We start from the raw sequence: 23185 nt of genomic DNA on the forward strand, positions 1-23185 counted from the left end.
CCCGATGAGGTCAGCTGTCGCGCTGGATCAGTTCGATCTTGTAGCCGTCGGGGTCGGTGATGAAGGCAATCAGCGTGTTGCCGCCCTTGACCGGACCCGGTTCGCGTGTGATGTTGCCGCCCCTGCTGCGAACCTGCTCGCAGAAGGCGTAGATGTCCTCCACGCCCAGGGCCACGTGGCCGTAGGCCCCGCCCATCTCGTAGCGGTCGACACCGTAGTTGTAGGTCAGCTCGAGTTCGGCCTGTTCGGGATTGCTGCCATAACCGACGAAGGCCAGCGAGTACTTCTGCTCGGGGCGGTCGGTGGTGCGCAGCAACTGCATGCCCATGACGCGGGTATAGAAGTCGACGGAGCGCTGCATGTCGCCGACGCGCAGCATGGTGTGCAGGAATCTCATGCTCTCGATTGTGCCGGAAGTTCGAAGACCAGACAGGTGGTGGTCGCGTGGGCGTAGAGCGTGCCGTCCGGGCCGAAGAGCCTGGCTTCGGCCGTGGCCAGCTGGCGCCCGCAGTGGATGACCTTGCCTTCGGCGCGCACGCGGGGCACCTTGGCCGGGTTGACGGCCTTGACCAGGTTCACGCCCAGCTCGGCCGTGGTGTAGCCACGCCCCACGGGCATCATGGTGTGCACCGCGCAGCCCAGGGCGGAATCGAGCAGGGTGGCGTACCAGCCGCCATGGATACCGCCCATGGGGTTGAGGTGGGCCGGGCCGGGGCGCCCCTGGAACAGGGCCCGGCCTTCAGAGACCTCCAGCAACTGGAAGTCCAGTGTCTGGGCGATCGGCGGGTAGGGCAGTTCGCCGCGCAGCATGGCCTGCATCATCTCCAGGCCGGTCTTGCCTGCGACCTGCTCGGGGCGGGAAACGCCGGCACCAACGCCGGCATCGATGCGTGCCTGGACGTCCTGTTCCTGGGCCAGCCAGGCGTCGAGTGGGGAGAGGGCGGACATGTGGGGGACCTTTGCGGCAGGTTGGGTCGGAAAATTCTCGCACGTCCTGTGGCGATCTGCCCGGCACCGGGGCGACACACGGGGCTGGGGAATAATGGGCGCTCCTACACGAGGTCGCCCATGAGCCAGTTCACCAAAGTCATCCTGTACACCGATACCGACGGTCGTGCGCGTTTTCGCGAGGAAGCCGTACCGCTGGACCAGGGCACGCCACAGTCCATGTTGTCCGAGGTGTTTGCCTCGGGTGGTTACCAGCTGAGGCACAGCCCGGTCGGCTTCCGCAGCAGCTTTCACTGCACGGGTGCGCCGCAATGGGTGTTCATTCTGCAGGGGCAGATGGAGATCGGCCTGCAGGGTGGCGCGTCACGGGTCTTCGGCCCGGGCCAGCACTTCCATTCGGCCGACCTGCTGCCGCAAGGCGCCACCTTCGACCCGACCGTGCACGGTCACTGGAGTCGCCAGGTCGGCCCGGACCCGCTGATCACATTGTTTGTGCGCGGCTGAAACAAAAACGGCCTGCACAAGGCAGGCCGTTGATGCGAGCGTGTCAGCTCAGTTGCCGATGCGGCCGTAGCTGGTGCGCAGCGGATCCACCCCGCCGCCGCCACTCTTGCCGCTGTCGCGGTTGCGGCCCTGGCCGCCACCCCCGCCGCCGGGACGACCACCGCGCCCGCGGTTGCGACCGCCCTGGCTCAGCGCATCTGTGCCGGTGCGCAGCGGATCGGGCTGGCGTGCTTCGCCAGCGCGCGCGCCGCCATTGCCATTGCTGCGGCGCTGCTCGTTGTTGCGGTTCTGCCCCTGGCCTTGACCGTTGCCTTGTGCGCGCTGGCCCTGGGGTTTGGCCTGGCCGCCACGCGGCTGATTCTGGCCGCCGCCATTGCGCTGGCCTTGGCCCTGGCCGCCGCTCTTGCTGCGTTCGCCCTGGCCGGCCTTGTTGTCGCGCATGCGCTGCAGCATCTCGGTGCGCGCAGCCTTGGCGGCTGCGGCCATGACTTCGCGGCTCGGCGGCTTGCCGGCGCCGCCCCAGATGGTCTGGCGACCCATGGCGATGGGTTCGGCGCGCTCGCCCGGTTCGGGACCGAAGCCCTCGACCACCTGCACTTCGATCTTCTGCTTGGTGAAGCGTTCGATGTCGGCCATGAAGCCTTCCTCGTCCAGGCACACCAGGTTGACGGCGGCGCCATCGGCACCTGCGCGACCGGTGCGGCCGATGCGGTGCACGTAGTCTTCGCTGACGTTGGGGATCTCGTAGTTCACCACGTGCGGTAGCTCGTCGATGTCGATGCCGCGTGCGGCGATGTCGGTGGCCACCAGGGCGCGGACGTCACCACTCTTGAAGCCGGCCAGCGCCTGGGTGCGGGCACCCTGGCTCTTGTTGCCGTGCAGGGCCATGGCGGTGATGCCATTCTTTTCCAGGTACTCGGCCACATTGTTGGCACCGAACTTGGTGCGCACGAACACAAGGACCTGGCTCCAGTTGTGCTGCTGGATGATGTGGGCCAGCAGGGCCTTTTTCTTGCCGCGGCCCACCGGGTGGATGACCTGGGTGATGCGCTGCACCGTGGTGTTGCGTGGCGTGACCTGCACGCTTTGCGGGTTCTTGAGCAGGCCGTTGGCCAGTTCGCGGATCTCGTCGCTGAAGGTGGCCGAGAACAGCAGGCTCTGCTTGTCCTTGGGCACCAGGGCCAGCACCTTCTTCACGTCATGGATGAAGCCCATGTCGAGCATGCGATCGGCCTCGTCCAGCACCAGGGTCTGCACTGTGGACAGGTCCAGGAAACCCTGCTGCTGCAGGTCCAGCAGGCGGCCCGGGGTGGCCACCAGGATGTCGACGCCCTTTTTCAGGCGGCTGATCTGCGGGTTCATGCCGACACCACCGAAGACGACGGTGGAGCTCAGCTGCAGGTACTTGCCATAGGTCTGGACCGATTCCTCAACCTGGGCGGCCAGTTCGCGCGTGGGGGTGAGCACCAGGGCGCGGATGCCGGTGCCGCCCCATTTGTTCTGGGCGCTGCGGCTCATAGTGAGGCGGTGCAGCAGGGGCAGGGTGAAGGCGGCGGTCTTGCCGGTGCCGGTCTGCGCGCCGCCCAGCAGGTCGTGGCCCTCGAGCACCAGCGGGATGGCCTGGGCCTGGATGGCGGTAGGGGTCTCGTAGCCCTGCTCGCGCACAGCCTTCAGGATGGCCGGAGCCAGTTTCAGTTCTTCAAAGTTCATGGTATGGCGCCCATCCGGGCGCTGGGATATCGGCCAGTACAGGTACCTGGGGTACCTGGCCAGTCAAAGGCAGATAGGGTTCAAAGGTGGGGCCGTCGGTCCGCGGGACGCGGTGACAAAGCCCCCAGCAGTGTGCTGATGTTGCGCGCAACTGAACGGCAACGGACATCATTGTCGCATGCTTCGGCTACGGGCGCTTGCAAAACGACGGTATTTGACAGAAATTGTTCCTTCTCGCCATTATTGTCATACCCGTAACAAAATGTTGGCAGGACAGGGGTGCCGTCCTGGACTCGGTAGAAAATGTAACAAGCACCGGGCCCGAGCCCCGGCAATGAACGACTGAATCCATGAAAAAGTTTCGCATGCGGCGCTTGGGCGTGTCGGATGATCCGACCGTCGAGAAGCCGTCCCTGCACGATTGCATCGAGGCCGTGCTGGAGCAATCCGGTTCCCTGATCGACGATGTGATCAAGGGGCTGGACATCGCCGTTCACCAGGTGGGTGGCAAGGCGTCCAAGGTCAGCCAGCAGGCCCTGAGTCAGCCCCTTGTGGAAGAGTTGCGCCGCCAGGTCGAGGCGGTGCGTGCCACGTTCGGCGTGCAACTGCGCCTGGCCATCTATCGCAGCGGCAGCCATGCCAGTGATCCGGAGGCGCTGGTGCGCTTCGAGGATATCCAGCTGCTCGACGAGGGCCAGCTCGATGCCAACATCGAGTTCGCCGTGGCGCAGCAGGAGATCCAGATGGCGGTGGACGAGGTGATGCCGCCGCTCAATGCCCTGATCAGCAGCCTGATGGGCTGGATGTCGGTGCAGGCCCACCTCAACCCCCTGCGCCCCGAGACCTTTGCCCGCGCCCTGCGCGAAACCCTGTTGCAGCACGTTCCTAGTGAGCAGGCGCGCACCGCATTGATCACGCCGGCCGCCGGCATCCTGGGCAACAGCTTGCGCACGCTCTACAAGGAGCTGGGTGACTGGCTGCGTTCGCAGGGCATCGAGCCCGTGGTGCCGTTGCTGACCACCACCGCGTCGGCGCAGGGCAACATGCCGGTCGAGCACCCGGTCACCCGCACCATGCTGACGCTGGACAAGCTGCGCCGCTTGTTGACGGCGGAGATCGATCTCACCGGTGGTGCCAGCCGGGGCAAGGACTTCCTGCACACGGTGCCGGCATCCATGGTGGCGCTCGAGGACCTCAGGATGGTCGAGCCCATGATCAAGCGCCTGAGCGAACGCGCGCTCACGGACGCCAAGGCCACGGCCAAGGGGGCCGGCAAGAACATGAATCGCGAGCTGGGCCAGCAACTGGGCGAGGAGGTGGTGCGTCTCATGCTGGACAATCTGGGCAAGGATCAGCGCCTGCTGCTGCCGGTGCGGGTTCAGGTCAAGGAGCTCGAACCCCTGCTGCTCAGCCTGGCACAGAGCGACCCGCGTTTCTTCAGCGACAAGCGCCATCCGGCACGTCAGTTCCTGGACCGCATCACACACCAGAGCCTGGGTTACAAGACCGAGAACGACGAGCGCTTCCAGCGCTTCATCAAGATGGTGTCCTCGGCCGTGCTCGAGTTGCTGGGCAGCGATGGCGAACCCGCGTCGTTCGCCCGTGCCCTGACCATGCTCGATGCACAGTGGTCGCGCGTGGACCTGGCGCTGCGGGCCAAGCAAGAGGAAGCCGCGAAGGCACTGATGCATGCCGAGCAGCGAAATATGCTGGCCCAGCGACTGGCGGCGGATTTCCAGGAGCGCATGCAGGACAAGAAGATTCCCGACTTCATCGCGGCCTTCCTGTGCGGCCCCTGGTCGCAGGTGGTGGCCGAGTCGCAGCTGCGTGCCGACGGCACGACCGATGCCGATGGCTACCTGGCCCTGGTCGACGACCTGATCTGGAGCGTGCAGTCCAAGCTGGTGCGACGCAACCGGAGCCGTCTGGTGCAGGTGGTGCCCAATCTGCTGGTCAGGCTGCGCCATGGATTGATGATGATCGAATATCCGCCCGAGCGGATTCCGCGTTTCCTGGACCAGTTGATCGCCTTGCACGAAAAAGCTTTCGAAGCGCCCAAGGTCAAGGAGCCCCTGCCGTCCAAAGCGACCCAGCCGGCCGAAGACCTGGGCGACCCGATGGACGGCCTCGAGGTCACCGAGCTAGCGGCTATCCCGGACGAACTGCCCGAGGAGTTTTCTCAGGATTCGGGCGGACAAGGCACAGGCTACGGTGTGATCGAGGCGGCCGACTCCGACAGCATCTGGATGGCTGGTCACGAAGCCGACGAGGCCGGTTACCTGCCAGAAGGGGATGTGATGCCGGCGGCGGCCTCCCCTGGAGCCCCCGTGTCAGGTACCTGGAACGCGGCGGACCTGGCCATCGGTTGCTGGGTCGAACTGCAGCTCAAGGGCGAATGGGTGCGTGCCCAGCTGACCTGGGCCAGCCCGCACCGCACGCTGTTCATGTTCATCTCTGGCAAGGGCCTGGCGCACTCCATGTCGCGCCGGACCATGGAACAGTTGCGTACCCGCGGCCTCATGCGCATCGTGTCCGAGCGCCATATGGTGGACAACGCCCTGGACGCCGTGGCCCAGGCTGCTCTGCTCAACGAGCGCAAGCCGGCCAAGCCCTGAGTCGGGTCGGGGCGCCACATTCCGGCCCTCCGGGGCCGCACCGTGAACTCCTACCTAGGATAATGCGGGTTTTACCCGCAGAATTAGAGTCCATGGCCCAATACGTCTTTTCCATGAATCGCCTCGGCAAGATCATTCCGCCGAAGCGTTACATCCTCAAGGACATCTCCCTGTCCTTCTTCCCCGGCGCCAAGATCGGCGTGCTCGGGCTCAACGGCTCGGGCAAGTCCACGTTGCTCAAGATCATGGCTGGCGTCGACAAGGAGTTCGAGGGCGAGGCCATCCCCATGGCCGGCCTGAAGATCGGTTACCTGCCGCAGGAGCCGCAACTGGACCCCAATGAAACCGTGCGCCAGGCCGTTGAAGGCGGCATGGGCGAATCCAAGGCCGCCCAAGCGCGCCTGGAAGAGGTCTACGCGGCCTATGCCGATGAAAACGCCGACTTCGATGCCCTGGCCGCCGAGCAGGCCAAGCTCGAAGCCATCATCGCCACCGCCGGTGACGGAGGCGACCACCAGCTGGAAATTGCCGCCGACGCGCTGCGCCTGCCGCCCTGGGATGCCGTCATTGGCAAGCTCTCTGGCGGCGAAAAGCGCCGCGTGGCCCTGTGCCGCCTGCTGCTGTCCAAGCCCGACATGCTGCTGCTGGACGAGCCGACCAACCACCTGGACGCCGAATCGGTGGACTGGCTGGAGCAGTTCCTGCAGCGTTATTCCGGCACCGTGGTGGCCATCACCCACGATCGCTACTTCCTGGACAACGCGGCTGAATGGATCCTGGAAATGGACCGCGGCTCCGGCATCCCCTGGAAGGGCAACTACTCCAGCTGGCTGGAGCAGAAGGAAAACCGCCTGGTGCAGGAGCAGAAGGGCGAAGAGTCCCGCGCCAAGGCCCTGAAGAAGGAACTGGAATGGGCACGCCAGAACCCCAAGGCGCGCCAGGCCAAGAGCAAGGCCCGTCTGGCCCGCTTCGAGGAACTGTCCGACTTCGAATACCAGAAGCGCAACGAGACGCAGGAAATCTTCATCCCCGTGGCGGATCGCCTGGGCAATGAAGTGATCGAGTTCAAGAACGTCAGCAAGTCCTTCGGCGACCGCCTGCTGATCGACAACCTGAGCTTCAAGGTGCCTGCGGGTGCCATCGTCGGCATCATCGGCCCCAACGGCGCCGGCAAATCGACACTGTTCAAGATGATCGCGGGCAAGGAGAAGCCGGACAGCGGCGAGGTCAAGATCGGCCAGACGGTCAAGATGGCCTTTGTCGACCAGACGCGTGACGATCTGTCGAACGAAAAGACCGTGTGGGAAGACGTGTCCGGCGGACTGGACATCCTCAATGTGGGCAAGTTCCAGATGGCCAGCCGCGCCTACTGCGGCCGGTTCAACTTCAACGGCGGCGACCAGCAAAAGCGCGTCGGCACGCTGTCGGGCGGCGAGCGTGGACGCCTGCACCTGGCCAAGACCCTGATCGCCGGCGGCAACGTGCTGCTGCTGGATGAGCCCTCCAACGACCTGGACGTGGAAACCCTGCGCGCGCTGGAAGATGCGCTGCTGGAGTTCGCCGGCTCGGTCATGGTCATCAGCCACGACCGCTGGTTCCTGGACCGCATCTGTACCCACATCCTGGCCGCCGAAGGCGACAGTCAGTGGACCTTCTTCGACGGCAACTACCAGGAGTACGAGGCCGACAAGAAGAAGCGTCTGGGTGAAGAGGGTGCCAAGCCGCACCGGGTGCGTTTCAAGGCGCTCAAATAAGGTACGAAGGTCCACCGGGTCGATCGCGTTTATCTGGCAGGAAGAACAGCACATGAGTCCACGTCCCCAGGCGGTCATCCGCGGTCCTCAACTGGACGGATTGATCCGCGAGGCCTCGCGTCGCGGTCTGGACATCATGGACGAGGTGCTGCGCCAGACCCGCGATGCCCTGCAACGCCAGATCGACCAGACCCGTGACCTGCTGGCGCGTGATGCCCGCGCCCGCGTGGTGTCCGCCCTGGTGCAGTCCGGGCCGGAGATGCGCTCGCGCTTTCCTCAGGTTCTGCAGCAGGCTTTCGAGCGTGAGCTGGGTGACAGCCCCGCGACGACCACCCTGGACGCAGGGCCGTCCAGCATCAAGTTCGATCAACTCGAACTCATGGACGAGCAGGAAGTCCAGATGCGCATCAGCGCCGTGCGCGGTCTGCAACAGGCTCTGATGGACTCGGAACAGGAGCTGACCGAGCTCAATACCCTGGTCAGCTCCATCCTGGGTTTCGACCAGGTGCGTCCGGAGCGCAATCCTTTCCGTCCAGAGATCTATGTCGAGGCCTTGCAGAGCCTGATCAGCGAGGTGCAGGGCGACAGCGGGGTGCAGACGCAGTGCCGCCAGACCATGGTGCCCTTGCTGGGCAAGAGCCTGCGCCCGGTCTACAAGGAGTTGCTGGCCTATCTCAAGGTGCAGAAGGTGCAGCCCGTGCGTTACGTCATCCAGCGCACAGCAGGGGGCGGGGCCGTTGGGGGCGGTGGTGGCGCGGCAGGCCCGGGGCCTGCTTCGGCGGCTGCTCCCCTTCCTGCTGCCGCGGCCCGTGCGGCGCAGGTCGCCGGGGGCGCTGGCAGCCCGCAGAACACGCTGGTGCAGCAGGTCTATGCCGGCCAGCTGACCGTGCAGCAACTGCATGGCCTCGTCTCGGGGGCGACGCCCGACGCCGACCAGCTGGTGCAGGAAGTCGTCCAGCTCATCATCGCCAGCATCACCGGGGATGAACGCCTTTTGCCGCCGGTGCGCGAACTCATCGGCGGGCTCAAGCCGGCCTTGTTGCAACTCGCGCGCAGCGATCTGCATTTTTTCAGCGACAAAAAGCACCCGGCCCGCCTGCTCCTCGAGGAACTGGCGCAGCACAGCTTTGCCTACGACAGTATCGAGGCCGAGGGTTTTGCCGACTTCATCGCCGACATGCAGCAGGCCCTGGCCCGCCTGGGTCCGGTAACGGGCGCGCCCGAGACCTTCGAGCGGGTGCTGGTCCGGCTGCGCCATATCTGGTCCCAGGCCGAGCAACGCCGCCAGGTGCAGCAACAGGCCGCCGTGCAGGCGCTGCAGCAGGCCGAGAAACGCAACGAGCTGGCGGCCCAGATCGCCGCCCACATCCGCAAGCAGCCCGGTACCGTGCTGGTGCCCGACCTGGTGGTGGACTTCGCCTGTGGCCCCTGGGCCCAAGTCATGGCCCAGGCCCAGATCGAAGGCAAGGTCGACCAGCCCGGTGAACCCGATCACGTGGCCCTGCTCGAAGACCTGTTCTGGAGCGTGCGCCCCGATCAGGCCAAACACCAGCCCGGACAGCTCGTCAAACTGATCCCGCAACTGGTCCAGGGCCTGCGTCAGGGCCTGGAGCACATCCACTATCCGGCGGACCAACTGCAGCAGTTTCTCGAGCAGCTGTTTGCCCTGCATCAGGGCGGCATGGACGGCGTGTCGGCGGCGCGTTTGCACCGGGCTGCACAGCCCGCCAGCAAGACCTGGCTGGCGCCCGAAGAGGCCCGTGACTCGGGTTTCATGGACGATCTGGACGGGCCCGCGCCCGCCGAATCTGCATCTGTCGACTTCCCCAGTACCGAACCCATGGGACTCGTGGACCGGGACACCGATACCGGTCATCCGCCGCTGGAAAGCGGCACTCCGGTCCCCGGCCTGTCGCTGGAACAGCTGCAAGCCGGCAGCTGGATGGAACTGCAGGTCGATGGGCACTGGTTGCGCCTGCAACTGGCCTGGGTCAACGAGCCGGCCACGCTGTGCCTGTTCTCGAGCGCCAGCGGCTCCAACCATTCCATGACGCGACGCATGTTCGACCGGCTGGTGGCACAGGGGCAGTTGCGTGTGGTGGCGCAGGGCCCTGTGGTGGAACGGGCCTTCGACGCCGTGGCCGAACTGGCCATGCGCAACAGCATCTACATGGACATCCAGGCCGATCCGCCGGCCTCTTGAGATTGTGTTTCAGCCGCGCTGCAGCCGCTCACGCACCATGCTGATGTGCTGGCGCAGCGCGTACAACTCGTCGGCGTAGGACAGGGGCACCTTGACGCGGCCGACCCGCGTTTCCAGCGTGTTCAGTTCTTCCTGCAGATCGGCGCGTGCGCTCGGGTTGAGCTGCAGACGTTCTTCGATCTGGCGCAGCTGGCCGTACCAGCGGAACACACGTGAGCGCACCCGGAACTCGTAGAGCGGCGGTAGCACCCGGCTCAAGGGCAGCAGGATGGCGACGATGATGCCCAGGGCCAGCCACATGCGCTCCATCAGATTGGCCAGCGTGTAGGGCAGGTAGCGCTGCAACAGCGGCACACCGTTTTTCAGCGTGCGCTCGGCTTCTTCTGCCAGCGGGTGTTCGGTGTTGGCAATATGTGGAAACTCACGTGCGCGATTGAACCAGCCAGGGCTGCCGTGCAGCTTGAGCGAAGCCTGCGAGAACAGCTGCAGCAGCGCCGGGTGCACGTCGGTGGTGGCCAGCAGGGTGGTGGTAGTGGCGATCAGACGTATGTCCTGTGCCGGGACATTGTTTGCCAGGTCCACCACGCCGCGCGGCAACGTGACCGGGGTGAGGAAGGGAAAACGCCGAGCATAGGCCTCGCTCTGAGGAAAGTCCATGAGTTGGATGCCCGGCGTCTGCAACAACATCTGCACCATCAGCGCCTCGGGGGCCGAGGCCAGTACCAATGCATCCAGTTGACCGTTCAGCAAGGCGGCCACCGCCGGGGTCTGGCGCAGGCGTGACAGGGTCATGCTGCGTTTGTCGATGCGGTTGGCCTCGAACAGCTTGTCCATCAGGCTGGGGACGCCGCTGCCTTCGCTGCCCATATTGATGCGCAGGCCCTTGAGGTCCGCCAGGCTGTGCAGTGTGGCGTCACGCCGCACCTTGCTGGCCGCGTCCGTGCGATAGAACAGCCAGACCGGCTCCAGAAAGAGGCTGCCCAGGGATTCGAGGTCGTCATCTTCCGCCGCCGTGTCGCCGCCACCGCCCTGCACGAAGCCCATATCGACCTTGCCCTCCTGCAAGAGGCGCAGGTTCTCTGCCGCGCCCTGGCTGCTGTGCAGTTCGACCTGGATGCCATGCCGGGACAGCTCGCGGGCGTAGCGCTTGCCGAACTCCGCATAGGCGCTTTGATCTGGTCCGGTGGCCAGCGTGATCTTGCGCGGGGGCATCGGGTCCAGCCACCAGTAGGCCAGCGCCAGCAGGAGCAGCGCCAGGGCGATGAAGGGGCCGGCCGTGACCAGCAGGTCGCGCAGCGAAAGCAGGGTGTGGCGTATGACTTTGGGCATGGGTTCGATCAGGAGGGGGCCAGTTCAGTGGCGGCCGGCCAGGTCTGGCCGGCCAGACGCAGGCTGCGTGCGGCCATCACCGCGTTGACGACAGCGCGTGCCGTGGCCTCGGCCGCCAATGTGGCGAGCAGCAGCATGTCGGCGTTCTTGCCGCTGGCTCCCGTGCCCAGCGCAAACAGCGTGTCGCCATCGAGCATGGTGTGCACGGGATTGATGCTACGGGCCAGACCATCGTGCGCGACCTGGGCCAGGCGCTGGGCCTGTGGCTTGGTCAACACTGCGTCGGTGGCGATCACGCCAATGGTGGTGTTGTTGCCGGCCAGCAGGTGTTGCGGCAGATGCCCGGCCAGCAGCGCGTTGCGGGTGTTTTGCAGGCCGTGCCCATCGGCCGTGCGGGCGCCGGCGATCACCTGTCCCGTGGCCGGCTCCAGCACGTCGCCCACGGCATTACAGACCACCAGCGCGCCCACGGTGAAACCGCTGGCGCTGACCGAGGCCGTGCCCACACCGCCTTTCATGGCGCGTGCCATGCCCAGCATCTTGCCCACCAGCGCGCCGCTGCCCGCGCCCACATTGCCCTGCGCCGGCGTGCTGCGGCTGGCGGCCACACAGGCCCGGTGGCCGGACGAGGCATCGGGGCGGAGGCGCCCGTCGCCCACGCCCAGGTCGAACACCACCGCCGCCGGCACGATGGGCACCAGGCCATGCCCTGTGTCCAGTCCGATGTCGTTTTCCTCCAGCCAGCGCATCACGCCACCGGCCGCGTCCAGGCCCCAGGCGCTGCCGCCTGCCAGCAGCACGGCATGCACGTGCGGCACCAGGTTGCCGGGGTGCAGCAGATCGGTTTCGCGCGTGCCGGGGGCGGCGCCGCGCACGTCCACACCGCCGACGGCCCCGCCGCGTGCGATCACTACACTGCAGCCAGTGGGACGGCGCGGGTCGGAGTCATGACCGACTTCGATGCCGGTCACGTCGGTGATGGCGCCCGGGTAGGGCAGGGTAGGGGTGCTCATGGCACCGATTATGCGCAGCGCGGATGAGACCTGTGCCAGTCAGTCGACCACCTGGATGCGCACGGGTGCCACGCCGGCGTTGATGCTGGCGATGGTCTTGAAGGCCGAGCTGGAGAGGTCGATGATGCGGCCTTTCACGAAAGGCCCGCGGTCGTTCACACGCACCAGCACGCTCTTGCCGTTTTCCGTGTTGGTGACCTTGAGTCGCGTGCCGAAAGGCAGGGTGCGGTGCGCGGCTGTCAGCTTGGCCTGGTCGAAGCGTTCGCCGTTGGCCGTCTTGCGACCGTGGAATTCATTGCCGTAAAAAGAGGCTTGGCCTGACTCGCTGTGACCGCTGGCCACGCTGCCGCCGGATTTGGGCGTGCTGCTGCAAGCGGCCAGCATCAGCAGCGCCAGGGCACACAGCCCCGATGCCAACCATCGGGCAGGGTGTGCGTGGAGTTCATGGCGCAGGGCGGCGACAGTCATGCACTTCACTATAGCGACTGGCCTGGCCCAGACAGCGCGCTCAGGGTCGGGCTGTTGCCAGCGTGCCGCAGTCTGTCGATGGAAGGTCATGTACCCCGATGGGTGGTCACGAAGCAGACAGGCGTGACAGGGCAGATGGATTTTCATATACTGTACATACATACAGTTATGAGCGACGTGATTGCATCAGAACAGGCGGCCACCATGAGCGAATTCAAGATCCCTCTGCAGTCCCTCAAGGGCCGGGGCGCTGCCACGCGCAACGCGCATCGCTTCGAGAAGGATGTGCGCTCGGCCTTCGACGATGGCTGGTCAACCTGGGACGAGGCCCTGGCAGAGGATGCGCCCCGACGGCCGACGGAAGTGCGCTGGGAGGATGCGCGCAGCGCGCTGGTGCGCAACGACTCACCCGACATCGCCTTCGACCTCTCCATCAACCCCTACCGCGGCTGTGAGCATGGATGCAGCTACTGTTATGCGCGGCCTTCGCACAGTTACCTGGGCCTGTCACCGGGACTGGACTTCGAACGCATCATCATCGCCAAGCGCGGCTTGGCCCAGCGATTGCGCGAGGAGATCACGCGCCCGGCCTACCGGCCCGGCCACATCGCCATCGGGACCGTCACCGATTGCTACCAGCCCGTCGAGCGCGAGCTGAAGATCACCCGTTCGCTGATCGAGGTGCTGCGCAATGCGCGCCATCCCTTTGCCCTGGTCAGCAAGTCCAGCGGCGTGGAGCGTGACCTGGACCTCATTGCGCCCATGGCGGCAGACCGGCTGGCCGCGGTCTACATCACCATCACCACGCTGGACGGTGAACTCGCACGCCAGCTGGAACCGCGTGCGGCCTCGCCCCAGCGTCGTCTGCGCACCATCCGCACCCTGGCCGAGGCCGGGGTGCCTGTGGGCGTGAGCGTGGCCCCGCAGATTCCTTTCATCAACGAAGACATGGAACAGGTGCTGGAGGCCGCGGCGCAGGCCGGTGCCAGGAGCGCCTTCTACACTGTGTTACGCCTGCCATGGGAACTCAATGAGGTGTTCCGGCAGTGGCTGGCCTTGCACTACCCGCAACGCGCCGCGCGCGTGATGGCTCGCATCCAGGATATGCGTGGCGGCAAGGACTATGACAGCGACTACGCCACGCGCATGACAGGCAGCGGCACCTGGGCCGCGCTGATCCACCAACGTTTTCACAAGGCCTGCGCCCGGCTCGGCCTGAACCGCGAGCGCATCGAGCTCGATCTTTCGCAGTTTCGCCCCGGCCTGGCCGAGGGACAAGGCAGCCTGTTCTAGGCCCTGTCCAGGCTAGAGGGATGCGCGTCCTAGTTCGCGGGCTCGATCGTGAGCACCGTGTAGGCGCCCTTGATCTGGTCGGCGGTGAAGCGAACCTTGTCACCTGCTTTGACCTTGTCCAGCAGCGCGACATCCTGTACCTGGAACACCATGGTCATGGGGCCCATGTCCAAGTTGGGAATCTCGCCGTGCCTGAGCGTGATCTTCTTCGCCGATTTGTCGACGGTGCGTACGAGAGCTTCAACCAGGGGCAGAGCCGCCTTGGTCGCGACCGGTGCGCCCTTGGCTTCGTGGCCGTGCGGCGCGCCCGTTTCGTGGGCCTGGGCGGCAGTGATGCTGGAAAGCAGCAGGGAAAAGGCAATCAGTGAAAACTTGTTCATGGCAGTTCCGGAAGCAGAATGGGTTGAATTATCGGTAGGACTGAAAGACGCTGGCCGTTGTATCGCGTCGCACCAGAAGCACGTCGTAAGGGGCCTTGTGGCCGCGGTATTCGGGGCCGCCCATGCCGGGCGAGCCCACGGGCATGCCCGGTACAGCCAGTCCGACGGCGGCCGGCTTCTCCTTGAGCAGGCGCCGGATCTCGCGCGCGGGCACATGGCCCTCCAGCAGGTAGCTGCCGATCAGCCCGGTATGGCAGGAGCCGTAACGGTCGGCCAGACCCAGGCGCAGTCGCTGCTCGCGCTTGACGGTCTCGCTCACGTCGTGCGTCTTCACGTCAAAGCCGTTGGCCTGGAGATGCGCTACCCAGTCGTGACAGCAGCCGCAGGTCGGTGTTTTCCAGACTTCGATCAGCGGGCGGCCGGGCGCTGCGAGCGCGAGGCCAGCCAGCATCGTGGTGGCCATGGCGGTGGCGGTATGGAGGAGATGGCGTCGTTGCATGGTGTGCTCCTTCAGCGAACGGTGATGGTGCCCTTCATGCCGGCCTGGAAGTGGCCAGCGATGAGACAGGCGAACTCGAACTCGCCGGCGCGGTTGAAGGTCCAGACGATTTCGCCCGTCTTGCCTGCTGCGACGTGCACCATGTGCGCCTCGTCGTGTTCCATGTCCGGGTGCTTGAGCATCACGGCCGCGTGCGCCTCCAGCGCCTGGCGTGTGCCCAGCACGAGCTCGTGTTGCAGTTTGCCGGTGTTGCGCACACGCAGGCGTACGGTATCGCCTTGCCGCACCTCGATGCGGTCCGGGCTGAAGCGCATGGCGTCGGTCATGGTGAGCGTGATGGTGCGCTGCGCCCGCTTCGCGTCGCCGGCTATGCCCCAGTCCTGCTGTTCGGCGACCGCCGCCGGATGAGCGGCGGCGCCGCTGCCATGGGCCCAGGCGGGAGAAGCTGCCACCAGGGTGGCGCCCAGAAGTAAGGTAATGATGTTCATGGTGGTTCAGTGGTGTTGTGAGTGTGCGTCGGGTTTGACGGCCTTGAGTTCGACAGCGGGCTGGCCGCTGTCGGGCGTGGCGGCCGCTGGCGCGGCAGCGGGGGCCGGCGCGGGGCCTGTCCATTCCCAGGCCTGCGTGCCGGCCGGTTGCGCGTACCAGCCCGGGTCGCTGTAGTCACCGGGTTTCTGGTTCTTGCGCACCTTGAGCGTGGTGAACATGCCGCCCATCTCCAGCGGGCCATAGGGGCCGGTACCGGTCATCATGGGCAGGGTGTTTTCGGGCAGCGGCATTTCCATCTCGCCCATGTCGGCCATGCCGCGCTCGCCCATGACCATGTAGTCCGGCACCAGCTTCTGGATCTTGCCGACCAGGCCGCGGTGGTCCACGCCGATCATGGTGGGCACGGCGTGGCCCATGGGGTTCATGGTGTGGTGGCTCTTGTGGCAGTGGAAAGCCCAGTCCCCTTCCTCGTCGGCGATGAATTCGAACTGCCGCATCTGGCCCACGCCGATGTCGGTGGTGACCTCGGGCACCCGAGCGCCCAGGGGCCAGGGCCCGCCATCGCTGCCGGTCACCACGAACTCGTGGCCGTGCAGGTGCATGGGGTGGTTGGTCATGGTGAGGTTGCCCACACGCACGCGCACCTTGTCACCCAGGCGTACGTTCAGGCTGGCGATGCCGGGGAAGGCGCGGCTGTTCCAGGTCCAGAGGTTGAAGTCCAGCATGGTGTTGATCTTCGGTGTCGCGCTGCCGGGCTCGATGTCAAAGGCATTGAGCAGGAAGCAGAAATCGCGCTGTACATCACCGATCAACGGGTGCTTCGTCTTGGGGTGCGTGACCCACAAGCCCATCATGCCCATGGCCATCTGCGTCATCTCGTCCGCGTGCGGGTGGTACATGAAGGTGCCGGGCCGGCGCGCCATGAACTCGTAGACGAAGGTCTTGCCCGGTTCGATGGCCGGCTGCGTGAGGCCGCTGACCCCGTCCATGCCGCTGGGCAGGCGCTGGCCATGCCAGTGCACCGAGGTGTGCTCGGGCAGCTTGTTGGTGACAAAGATGCGCACGCGGTCACCTTCCACCACCTCGATGGTGGGGCCCGGGCTCTGGCCGTTGTAGCCCCAGAGATGCGCTTTCATGCCCGGGGCGATCTCGCGCACCACGGGTTCGGCCACGAGATGAAACTCCTTGACGCCCTGGTTCATGCGCCAGGGCAGGGTCCAGCCGTTGAGCGTGACGACAGGGTTGTAGGGGCGGCCGGTGGGCGGGACCAGCGGCGGTGCGGTGTCGGGTGTGTCCATCAGCACCGGTTCGGGCAGCGCGGCCATGGCCACCTTGCTGACCGAGGCGGCGGCCACCGCCGTCATGGCGGCGCCGGCGAAGAAGTTGCGTCGTTTCATGTTCATGTTCAATGCCCTCCTGAAGAGGCAGCAACGGCGGGCGTCGATGTCCCGCGCAGCGCGCTCAAGGCGCCAGGCGAGGTGGCAGTCAGGGTGAGTTGCAGATCGGCGTCGGCCAGCCAGAAGTCGCGCTGCGCTTCCAGGGCCTGGTTCACCGCGACGCTTTGCACGCGCATCTCGCCCAACAGGTCCCAGACGCTGGAGAGCATGCCGTTGTAGCGCAGCAGCGTCTCGTCACTGATGAAACGACGCAGCGGCACCACTTCCTCGCGGTAATGACGCACCAGGTCCCAGGCGGTGCGCCAGCCGTGATAGGCCTCGCGCGCCTCACTGCGCGCCTGTACGGCGACGCTGCGCACGCGCACGGCAGATTGCAGGTAGATCGCCTCGGCGCGTGCATTGCGTGCGCCACCCCAGTCGAAGATCGGCAGCGGCAGTTCCAGCTCCCAGCCGTGCTTCTGTTCCCGTTCACCGGTACCGTCCACGGTGCTGCTGTGTTTGTAGGCCAGTGTCAACCCGTCCAGGTAACCTGCGGTCTTCACCATGCCCAGCGAGTCGGCGACATAGGTGGTCTCGGCCACGGCAGATCGCACGTCCAGCCGTTCACGCAGCGCGCGTGCTTCGACGTCGGTGAGCGCCTGCGCCTGCGCCTGCGCAGGCGGCTCGGGCAGTCGCGCGGCGAGTGTGTATTGCGCCTGGGTGCCCCACAGGCCCAGCAGGCGAGTGAGTTTTTCCCGGTCGGCAAAGGCGCGTTGCTGCGCGCGCGCGAGCTGTGCCGCGGCATCGGCCAGGTAGACCTGCTCACGGGCCTGCTGGAGCTTGCTGAAGTTGCCCACGCGTGTCATGCGGCGCGCGAGTTCGGCACCGGCCTCGGCAGCTTCCTTCACGTCGGCAAGGTACTGAAGGCTCTGCTGTGCGGCGACGGCGTTGATCCAGGCCTTGCGCACCTCGGTGGCCAGGCGCGCAATGTCCTGCGCGGCCTGCAGTTTGGCCAGCTCGTGCTGGCGGTTCTGCCACTGGCTCTTCCAGGGCAGGAAGAGCAGGCCCACCAGATCGAAACGCAGCGCGCGCTCGATCTCGCGCTTGTCGCCTTCGGCCAGCTCGGCGATGGAGAAGTGCGGGTTGGGCACGCGGCCGGCCTGCACACGTAGGGCGTCGCTGAGGTCCAGCGTGACCAGCGCCTGCTGCAGGGCGGGGCTGTTGAGCAGGGCGATGCGCACGGCGTTTTCGTCGCTGAGCGGTTGCTTGAGCAGTTCGGCTACTGCTGCTTCGTTGTCCGGGTCATTGCGGCGCAGCGTGATGGGCACGCCCGCCGTGCGGCCTTCGGTAAGCTGCTGCACATCGGCGAGGTTTTGCTCAGGGGCCAGGGTGGTGCAACCGGCCAGGAGCATGGCCAGGGCCAGCGCGCCGCGCTGCATGAAATGGGGCTTCATCGCTGTGGCTCCTGTGCTGGTTGGGGCGCAACGGGCTGCTGCGACCTTTCTGCCTTCAGGATGTCAATGTGCCCGCGCCGGTACAGGCCTACGCGGGCGTTGGCGGCTTTCCAGTCTTCGCCTTCGGCGGCCAGGCCGCTCGCACCTGTTGGGGCCAGAGGGGTGTAGCGCACCGGCGGCACATTGGCCGAAGGGGTGACGGCTGCCGCCGCCTCTTGCTGCACGGTCTGGGTGTTCCCCCATAAGGGGCTCCAGAGCGCCAGCAGCGTCAAAAAATGCTTCATGAATGACTCCTGCACAACCTGAAAAACAGGGTTTGCGCCGCCTTCGTCCGGGCCTGGACAAAAGCGGACGCACCTAGGGTGTGAGGGTCAGGAAATGGGCGGCTTGAAGCCGGGCGCGCGTTCGGCGCTGGCGTGCAGGACCGCATGCGTGTGCGGTGCGGCCGTGGGCAGTGCCGCCGCGGTGATCAGGGGGAGCAAGCCGGTCAATGCCACCGAGTGGCAGATCTGGCAGACCGTGCAACTGCTGCAGTCACCACCAGCATGGCTGTTATTTCCTTCGCCCGCCGGGGCCGTGTGGGCGTCACCCGCATGTTCGTGGCAAGGTTGCGCTTCATGCCGTTCATGGGACATGGTTTCAGCGGCGTGCACACTGATCAGCGCGGACGACATCCTTTCCATGGCATCGCCGACCCAGACGCGCAAAGGCAGCAGGGCGATCATGAGGGCGAGCAGCAGGACGCGCATGGCCTGAATGATACAACTGCGGACAGAAAGTTCCCGACGCCTGGTTCAGCGGGCCAGGAGCGTTGAGGCAAGCAGGCGCTCGAGTTCTGCGGCCGGTACCGGTCGCGAGTACAGAAAACCCTGGGCGGCGTCGCAGCCGAAGGATTGGAGCTGGTCACGCATGTCCTCGGTTTCCACGCCTTCGGCGATGGTCTGGAGGTTCAGGCTGTGCGCCATCTGGATGATGGCGCGCACGATGGCGGCATCGTCGGGGTCGGTGGCCAGGTCGCGTACAAAACTCTGGTCGATCTTGAGCTTGTCGATGTCCAGGCGCTTCAGATAGGACAGGCTGGAGTAGCCGGTGCCGAAGTCGTCGATCGCCAGTGTTACGCCCAGTTGCTTGAGCTGGTGCACGCTGGTGAGCACGCTCTCGACGTTCTGTAGCAGGATGGACTCGGTCAGTTCCAGCTCCAGCAGGGCCGGTGCCAGGCCCGACTCGGCCAGCGCGCGCTCCACCGACTGTTCCACATTGCCGCGCTTGAACTGGATGGCCGAGAGGTTGACCGACATGGACAGCGCCGGCAGGCCGGCCTGCTGCCACAACACGGCCTGCCGGCAGGCCTGGCGCAGGACCCAGTCGCCCATGGGGACGATCAGCCCGCTTTCTTCGGCCACGCCGATGAAACGGCCGGGCGCCACCAGGCCCAGTTCCGGGTGTGCCCAGCGGATCAGCGCTTCGACACCGATGATGCGGCCGCTGCTCAGTTCATATTGCGGCTGGTAATGCAGCAGGAATTCCTCGCGCTCGAGTGCGCGGCGCAGTCCATTGCGCATCAGCAGATGCTCGCCGGCTTCCGCATCCATGGTGGGATCGAAAAAGTGCCAGGCATTGCGTCCGGACTCCTTGGAGCGGTACATGGCCAGGTCGGCTTTTTTGCGCAGGGTGTCGAAGTCGCGCCCGTCGTCCGGTGCGATGGCCACCCCGATCGAGGCCGAGGACGAGGCTTCATGGCCGCTCAGTGTTATGGGCTCCTGCAGCCGTTCCATGATCTTGATCGCTATGGCCGCGACGACTTCGGTGTCGGTCAGTTCGCCCAGCACGACCAGAAACTCGTCACCCCCCTGGCGGCTGATGGTGTCGCTGTCGCGCACGCAGCCCCGCAGGCGCCGGGCCACTTCCTTGAGGAATTCGTCGCCAGCCGCATGACCCAGGGTGTCATTGATGTTCTTGAAGTTGTCCAGGTCCAGATAGATCAGCCCCACCTTGTGGTGCGTGCGCTCGGCCTGCGCCAGGGCCTGAGTGAAGCGGTCCTGGACGAGCAGCCGGTTGGGCAGGCCGGTCAGCGCGTCGTGGTAGGCTAGGTATTCGATGCGCTGTTCGGCGGTTTTGCGGTCGGTGATGTCCGAACCGATGCCACGGTAGCCCGTGAAGATGCCCTGCTCATCGAACATGGGCACACCGCTGATCGTGAAGGTGCGCAGATCGCCGCTGACGGCGCGCACCTGGTAGACGAAGTCACGGAAGGGTTCGTGGCGCCTGAGCATGGCGCGGTGCTCCTCCCACTGCGCATCGCTGAGGCCGACGATGGGCATTTCCCAGCGCGTCCAGCCCAGGTAGGTGTCGACGCCGGTCTTGTCCAGCCCGCGGGACATGAGGGAGAAGCGAAAGTCCTTGTCCTGCTCCCAGTACCAGTCGGTCGACATCTCGGCCAGACTGCGAAAGCGCGTCTCGCTTTCCTGCAAGGTATGGCGTTGCTGGTCCAGGTCCTCGACCATGTTGTTGAAGGCCTGGACCAGGGTGCCGATCTCGTTCCTGCTGTGCAGCGCCAGACGGCGTTTGGCGCCTCGTTTGTGCGGGAGTTCGCGCACGTGACGGGTCAGCGTCGCGAGGGGCTGCAGCGCCTGGCGCATCACCAGCCAGATCAGACCGACCACCACCAGCGTGCCGCCGGCGATGCCCATCAGCAGATAACGGCGGGCCTCGACCAGGGGTTCCTCGGCTTCGGACAGGGGCAGATTGACACCCAGCACCCAGGGCGCCATGCGCAACTGCTTCAGGCTGCTCACCACTTCGACGCCATAGGAGGTGGTGGTCGTGCCGCTGCCTTCGAAACCCTCGATGGCCCGATCCACCAGGGCGTTGGTTCCCGGCGGGGCTATGGGCTTGAGGATGCGCTCCGGATTGCGGTGGGAGATGAAGATCCGGTTTTTGGTGAAAAGTGAGACATACCCCTCCCGGCCGAGCCTGAATTCCTTGAGGCCGGACAGCAGGCCGTGGCCTGTCAGCTCGATGCTGCCGAACAGGTAGCCCGCTATGCTGCCCTCTGTGTCGAAGAACGGTACGCAGATGGTGATGGCCGGCCGTCCCTGCGCCCGCAGTGAGGCAAAGGGCCCCGACATATAGGGCTTGAGCGTTTCGCGGACGGCCTTGAAAACGGGCAAGCCGGACAGATCGCGTCCCCGTCTGCCGGGCAGGTAGGGGGATTCTGCAATGACCCGCCCCTGTTCAGAGATCAGAAGCAGGCCGTTGTTGAAGATGGATTGCAAGGCGGATTGACGGTCCAGGAAAGCCTGCGCCTGCTGCGCGCTGCTCAGGGTCTGGGGCGACACTTGCCGGGCGGCTGCCTCCAGCAATTGCTGACTCAGGCTGAGCTTGTCGTCGATGGCGTTGGCCAGGGTGCTGGCCAGCACGTACTGCTGCTGGTAGAGGTTTTGGCGGAAATTCTGGTCGAAGTGGCGCAGCGTCAGCCAGGTGAGCAGGCCGGCAAAACTGACGAAGAGCAGGGCCACCGCAAGCACCACCCGGGTCTTGAGGCTGGACTGGTGAAACAGCGGCAGACGCATGGCCTATATATACCGCGATTTCCGTGCCAAAGCGCTACGGTCTGACGCCGGGGGCCTCCAAGGGCAGGTTTCTGGCGCGTTGAGCGAGAAAAAGTTCCAGTTCCACGAGTTCCTGGGCGCCCAGTGGCCAGGCCTGGGCGCGCACGCCGCTCAGACAGTTGCGCAGGCGGCGCTGCAGGGAACCCAGGCCCTGCCACTCGAGCCGGTACTGCGGGTAGCTGGTGGGATGGCCTTGCGGGATGGTCGTGCCGCCCAGGCGCTGGCCCCAGCGCTGGTCATGGCAGTGCGCGCAGGAGAGGTCGAGTTGCCCCAGGCGCTGCACATACAGCTGGCGACCGCGTTCGACGTGAGGTTGCAGCCGCGCATCCGCGGGCGGGGTGATGGGCATGCCGCGTGACTGCAGGGCTACCAGGCTTTCCAGGGCCAGCAGTTCCTCGCTCTCCAGCTTCCAGGGCGTGGCCAGCTGCTGCGACTGCCGGCAGCGGTTGATGCGCTGGGCCAGGTTGACGGGGCCCTGCGTGGACGTGTCGAAGGCCGGGTAGCGCACCGCCACCCCGCGCAGACTGGTGACCTCGCCATGGCAACTGGCGCAGGACTTGTTGCTGGCACCGGCGCTTTGCTGCCACAGGCTCGCCCCCTGCTGGACCCAGAGCATGGCCGGGTTGCGCGTATCGTCGCGCTGCATGGCCTGTACGTTCGGGCCCATGAACTCGAAGTCGGAGCGGCGTTGGGCGTCCGGTATCTGCGCGTGCAAGGCCGACGCGAGCAGTGGCGCCAGCAGCAGTGCGCTGTGCCGCTTCATGCGACGCTGATCGTCACGCTCTCGCTGTGACGGAAGCCCTGCTCGCCTTCCCAGCTGAAACGCAGCGTGCCGCTGGCCGTGGCCACCGTGCAAAAGGCAATCAGCGGGTTGGCTGCGACGGCCGTGGACAGCTCGGCGCTGAACACCAGCTCATCGTTGTAGTGGCAGCTGAAGCGCTCGATGATATTGCGCGGCAGGCGTTGCCCGTCGGCGCCCGGCCGAAAGCCGGACTCCATCGCGTGGCCGATGATGGTGCTGATCTCGATGACTTCGCCGGGGCGTGCCGTGCGCGGCACCTTGATGAGGGTGCGTGTGCTCATTCCGGCTCCTCGATGCAGGCCGCCAGCGTGACGATGACGTCCACCGTGTGCTGCCAGTAGCTGCCGTCGCTCAGGCGCGCCACAGCGGCAAGCTTCTGCGTGGTGGCCAGGCGGATGCGCGTGGCCACGCTGGCGCGGCCGGCGCGCGGCCCCAGCGTGAAGCGCACCACGTCGGCCTGGGGATTTTTCTGGTTGAAGACGGCGATGGCCACCACATGGTCGGCCGGTGTCATGGGGCTGTCCACGCTGACGCTGACGGGGACGGTGTTGCCGTTGTCCACCAGCGAGGCGATGTCCAGTTTCACCCGTCCGTTTCGCACCGTCGCGCCGCCGGTCCAGGCGCGGATGGCCTCTTCGAGCTGATCGCCCGCGTGCGCCGGGCGCAGCAGCAGCCAGCCGCCCAGGCCCGCGCCGGCATGCAGCAGCTGGCGACGTGTGGTTGGGGGGGTACTCATC

General features: G+C 65.9%; 22 protein-coding genes. 5 read left to right on the top strand and 17 right to left on the bottom strand.

Translation table 11 applies throughout. The features are described 5' to 3' along the window. Nucleotides 1-10: 10 nt before the first annotated feature. Nucleotides 11-397 (bottom strand): lactoylglutathione lyase, encoded by a 387-nt coding sequence (gene gloA, locus AC07NT_RS02230; protein ID WP_498598060.1) that lies wholly within the window; start codon nt 395-397, stop codon nt 11-13. Next, a complete protein-coding gene (locus AC07NT_RS02235; RefSeq protein WP_498598059.1) occupies nt 394-948 on the bottom strand; it encodes a PaaI family thioesterase in 555 nt (184 codons plus the stop codon). Before AC07NT_RS02235 ends, gloA begins: the two co-directional genes overlap by 4 nt. A gap of 120 nt (nt 949-1068) precedes the next feature. On the opposite strand from AC07NT_RS02235, the gene AC07NT_RS02240 reads away from it, so the two are divergent. After that, nucleotides 1069-1452, top strand: a complete 384-nt coding sequence (locus AC07NT_RS02240) for a cupin domain-containing protein (protein WP_498598058.1) — start codon at nt 1069-1071, stop codon at nt 1450-1452. A gap of 48 nt (nt 1453-1500) precedes the next feature. Here the strand turns inward: AC07NT_RS02240 and AC07NT_RS02245 are convergent, their stop codons facing one another. Then, nucleotides 1501-3162 carry a DEAD/DEAH box helicase gene (locus AC07NT_RS02245; RefSeq protein ID WP_498598057.1) on the bottom strand — a complete coding sequence of 554 codons (1662 nt, stop codon included), beginning with the start codon at nt 3160-3162 and terminating at the stop codon, nt 1501-1503. Nucleotides 3163-3512: 350 nt separating this feature from the next. On the opposite strand from AC07NT_RS02245, the gene AC07NT_RS02250 reads away from it, so the two are divergent. The 3 genes from AC07NT_RS02250 (at nt 3513) to AC07NT_RS02260 (ending at nt 9734) form a co-directional block, all read left to right on the top strand. Continuing rightward, nucleotides 3513-5777, top strand: a complete 2265-nt coding sequence (locus tag AC07NT_RS02250) for a DUF1631 family protein (protein ID WP_498598056.1) — start codon at nt 3513-3515, stop codon at nt 5775-5777. Nucleotides 5778-5869: 92 nt separating this feature from the next. Beyond that, nucleotides 5870-7531: an energy-dependent translational throttle protein EttA gene (ettA, locus tag AC07NT_RS02255; protein ID WP_498598055.1), complete on the top strand. Its 1662-nt coding sequence runs from the start codon at nt 5870-5872 to the stop codon at nt 7529-7531. A gap of 52 nt (nt 7532-7583) precedes the next feature. After that, nucleotides 7584-9734, top strand: a complete 2151-nt coding sequence (locus tag AC07NT_RS02260; RefSeq protein WP_498598054.1) for a DUF1631 family protein — start codon at nt 7584-7586, stop codon at nt 9732-9734. Between the two features lie 9 nt (nt 9735-9743). On the opposite strand, the gene AC07NT_RS02265 is transcribed toward AC07NT_RS02260, so the two are convergent. The 3 genes from AC07NT_RS02265 to AC07NT_RS02275 are packed head-to-tail and all read right to left on the bottom strand — an operon-like array spanning nt 9744 to nt 12544. Then, nucleotides 9744-11063, bottom strand: coding sequence for a TAXI family TRAP transporter solute-binding subunit (locus AC07NT_RS02265; protein ID WP_498598053.1), 1320 nt, complete (start codon nt 11061-11063; stop codon nt 9744-9746). A gap of 8 nt (nt 11064-11071) precedes the next feature. Next, nucleotides 11072-12076, bottom strand: a complete 1005-nt coding sequence (locus AC07NT_RS02270; RefSeq protein WP_498598052.1) for a P1 family peptidase — start codon at nt 12074-12076, stop codon at nt 11072-11074. A 39-nt stretch (nt 12077-12115) separates the two neighbouring features. After that, a complete protein-coding gene (locus AC07NT_RS02275; protein WP_498598051.1) occupies nt 12116-12544 on the bottom strand; it encodes a septal ring lytic transglycosylase RlpA family protein in 429 nt (142 codons plus the stop codon). Between the two features lie 204 nt (nt 12545-12748). Here AC07NT_RS02275 and AC07NT_RS02280 point away from each other — a divergent pair, with 204 nt between their 5' ends. Beyond that, a complete protein-coding gene (locus AC07NT_RS02280) occupies nt 12749-13837 on the top strand; it encodes a PA0069 family radical SAM protein (RefSeq protein WP_498598050.1) in 1089 nt (362 codons plus the stop codon). Nucleotides 13838-13866: 29 nt separating this feature from the next. Here the strand turns inward: AC07NT_RS02280 and AC07NT_RS02285 are convergent, their stop codons facing one another. The 11 genes from AC07NT_RS02285 to AC07NT_RS02335 form a co-directional block, all read right to left on the bottom strand. Continuing rightward, nucleotides 13867-14217 carry a copper-binding protein gene (locus tag AC07NT_RS02285; RefSeq protein ID WP_498598049.1) on the bottom strand — a complete coding sequence of 117 codons (351 nt, stop codon included), beginning with the start codon at nt 14215-14217 and terminating at the stop codon, nt 13867-13869. Nucleotides 14218-14245: 28 nt separating this feature from the next. Continuing rightward, nucleotides 14246-14716: a DUF411 domain-containing protein gene (locus AC07NT_RS02290; protein ID WP_498598048.1), complete on the bottom strand. Its 471-nt coding sequence runs from the start codon at nt 14714-14716 to the stop codon at nt 14246-14248. An 11-nt stretch (nt 14717-14727) separates the two neighbouring features. Next, nucleotides 14728-15204: a cupredoxin domain-containing protein gene (locus AC07NT_RS02295; protein ID WP_498598047.1), complete on the bottom strand. Its 477-nt coding sequence runs from the start codon at nt 15202-15204 to the stop codon at nt 14728-14730. Between the two features lie 6 nt (nt 15205-15210). Beyond that, nucleotides 15211-16602: a multicopper oxidase family protein gene (locus AC07NT_RS02300; RefSeq protein WP_498598512.1), complete on the bottom strand. Its 1392-nt coding sequence runs from the start codon at nt 16600-16602 to the stop codon at nt 15211-15213. An 8-nt stretch (nt 16603-16610) separates the two neighbouring features. Then, on the bottom strand, nt 16611-18035 hold the full coding sequence (locus tag AC07NT_RS02305; protein ID WP_498598046.1) for a TolC family protein: 1425 nt from the start codon (nt 18033-18035) through the stop codon (nt 16611-16613). Further along, entirely contained in the window at nt 18032-18319 is a 288-nt protein-coding gene (locus tag AC07NT_RS02310; protein WP_498598045.1) for a hypothetical protein, read from the bottom strand. The genes AC07NT_RS02305 and AC07NT_RS02310 overlap by 4 nt, the downstream gene beginning before the upstream one ends. A gap of 87 nt (nt 18320-18406) precedes the next feature. Further along, entirely contained in the window at nt 18407-18784 is a 378-nt protein-coding gene (locus AC07NT_RS02315; RefSeq protein ID WP_498598044.1) for a hypothetical protein, read from the bottom strand. A 45-nt stretch (nt 18785-18829) separates the two neighbouring features. Beyond that, nucleotides 18830-21607 (bottom strand): bifunctional diguanylate cyclase/phosphodiesterase, encoded by a 2778-nt coding sequence (locus tag AC07NT_RS02320; protein WP_498598043.1) that lies wholly within the window; start codon nt 21605-21607, stop codon nt 18830-18832. Between the two features lie 34 nt (nt 21608-21641). Then, complete coding sequence (gene soxA / locus AC07NT_RS02325) at nt 21642-22409, bottom strand: sulfur oxidation c-type cytochrome SoxA (protein ID WP_498598042.1); 768 nt, start codon at nt 22407-22409, stop codon at nt 21642-21644. Further along, nucleotides 22406-22729, bottom strand: a complete 324-nt coding sequence (locus AC07NT_RS02330; RefSeq protein ID WP_498598041.1) for a thiosulfate oxidation carrier complex protein SoxZ — start codon at nt 22727-22729, stop codon at nt 22406-22408. Before AC07NT_RS02330 ends, soxA begins: the two co-directional genes overlap by 4 nt. Further along, nucleotides 22726-23184 carry a SoxY-related AACIE arm protein gene (locus AC07NT_RS02335; RefSeq protein ID WP_498598040.1) on the bottom strand — a complete coding sequence of 153 codons (459 nt, stop codon included), beginning with the start codon at nt 23182-23184 and terminating at the stop codon, nt 22726-22728. The genes AC07NT_RS02330 and AC07NT_RS02335 overlap by 4 nt, the downstream gene beginning before the upstream one ends. Nucleotide 23185: the final 1 nt, after the last annotated feature.

The sequence above is a fragment of the Hylemonella sp. GW821-FHT10B10 genome, assembly GCF_059415585.1.

What these genes read in the sequence shown, in the direction of transcription:
- gloA (WP_498598060.1), bottom strand. Translation starts at nt 397, where the DNA reads ATGAGATTCCTGCACACCATGCTGCGCGTCGGCGACATGCAGCGCTCC.
- AC07NT_RS02235 (WP_498598059.1), bottom strand. Translation starts at nt 948, where the DNA reads ATGTCCGCCCTCTCCCCACTCGACGCCTGGCTGGCCCAGGAACAGGAC.
- AC07NT_RS02240 (WP_498598058.1), top strand. Translation starts at nt 1,069, where the DNA reads ATGAGCCAGTTCACCAAAGTCATCCTGTACACCGATACCGACGGTCGT.
- AC07NT_RS02245 (WP_498598057.1), bottom strand. Translation starts at nt 3,162, where the DNA reads ATGAACTTTGAAGAACTGAAACTGGCTCCGGCCATCCTGAAGGCTGTG.
- AC07NT_RS02250 (WP_498598056.1), top strand. Translation starts at nt 3,513, where the DNA reads ATGAAAAAGTTTCGCATGCGGCGCTTGGGCGTGTCGGATGATCCGACC.
- ettA (WP_498598055.1), top strand. Translation starts at nt 5,870, where the DNA reads ATGGCCCAATACGTCTTTTCCATGAATCGCCTCGGCAAGATCATTCCG.
- AC07NT_RS02260 (WP_498598054.1), top strand. Translation starts at nt 7,584, where the DNA reads ATGAGTCCACGTCCCCAGGCGGTCATCCGCGGTCCTCAACTGGACGGA.
- AC07NT_RS02265 (WP_498598053.1), bottom strand. Translation starts at nt 11,063, where the DNA reads ATGCCCAAAGTCATACGCCACACCCTGCTTTCGCTGCGCGACCTGCTG.
- AC07NT_RS02270 (WP_498598052.1), bottom strand. Translation starts at nt 12,076, where the DNA reads ATGAGCACCCCTACCCTGCCCTACCCGGGCGCCATCACCGACGTGACC.
- AC07NT_RS02275 (WP_498598051.1), bottom strand. Translation starts at nt 12,544, where the DNA reads ATGACTGTCGCCGCCCTGCGCCATGAACTCCACGCACACCCTGCCCGA.
- AC07NT_RS02280 (WP_498598050.1), top strand. Translation starts at nt 12,749, where the DNA reads ATGAGCGAATTCAAGATCCCTCTGCAGTCCCTCAAGGGCCGGGGCGCT.
- AC07NT_RS02285 (WP_498598049.1), bottom strand. Translation starts at nt 14,217, where the DNA reads ATGAACAAGTTTTCACTGATTGCCTTTTCCCTGCTGCTTTCCAGCATC.
- AC07NT_RS02290 (WP_498598048.1), bottom strand. Translation starts at nt 14,716, where the DNA reads ATGCAACGACGCCATCTCCTCCATACCGCCACCGCCATGGCCACCACG.
- AC07NT_RS02295 (WP_498598047.1), bottom strand. Translation starts at nt 15,204, where the DNA reads ATGAACATCATTACCTTACTTCTGGGCGCCACCCTGGTGGCAGCTTCT.
- AC07NT_RS02300 (WP_498598512.1), bottom strand. Translation starts at nt 16,602, where the DNA reads ATGAAACGACGCAACTTCTTCGCCGGCGCCGCCATGACGGCGGTGGCC.
- AC07NT_RS02305 (WP_498598046.1), bottom strand. Translation starts at nt 18,035, where the DNA reads ATGAAGCCCCATTTCATGCAGCGCGGCGCGCTGGCCCTGGCCATGCTC.
- AC07NT_RS02310 (WP_498598045.1), bottom strand. Translation starts at nt 18,319, where the DNA reads ATGAAGCATTTTTTGACGCTGCTGGCGCTCTGGAGCCCCTTATGGGGG.
- AC07NT_RS02315 (WP_498598044.1), bottom strand. Translation starts at nt 18,784, where the DNA reads ATGCGCGTCCTGCTGCTCGCCCTCATGATCGCCCTGCTGCCTTTGCGC.
- AC07NT_RS02320 (WP_498598043.1), bottom strand. Translation starts at nt 21,607, where the DNA reads ATGCGTCTGCCGCTGTTTCACCAGTCCAGCCTCAAGACCCGGGTGGTG.
- soxA (WP_498598042.1), bottom strand. Translation starts at nt 22,409, where the DNA reads ATGAAGCGGCACAGCGCACTGCTGCTGGCGCCACTGCTCGCGTCGGCC.
- AC07NT_RS02330 (WP_498598041.1), bottom strand. Translation starts at nt 22,729, where the DNA reads ATGAGCACACGCACCCTCATCAAGGTGCCGCGCACGGCACGCCCCGGC.
- AC07NT_RS02335 (WP_498598040.1), bottom strand. Translation starts at nt 23,184, where the DNA reads ATGAGTACCCCCCCAACCACACGTCGCCAGCTGCTGCATGCCGGCGCG.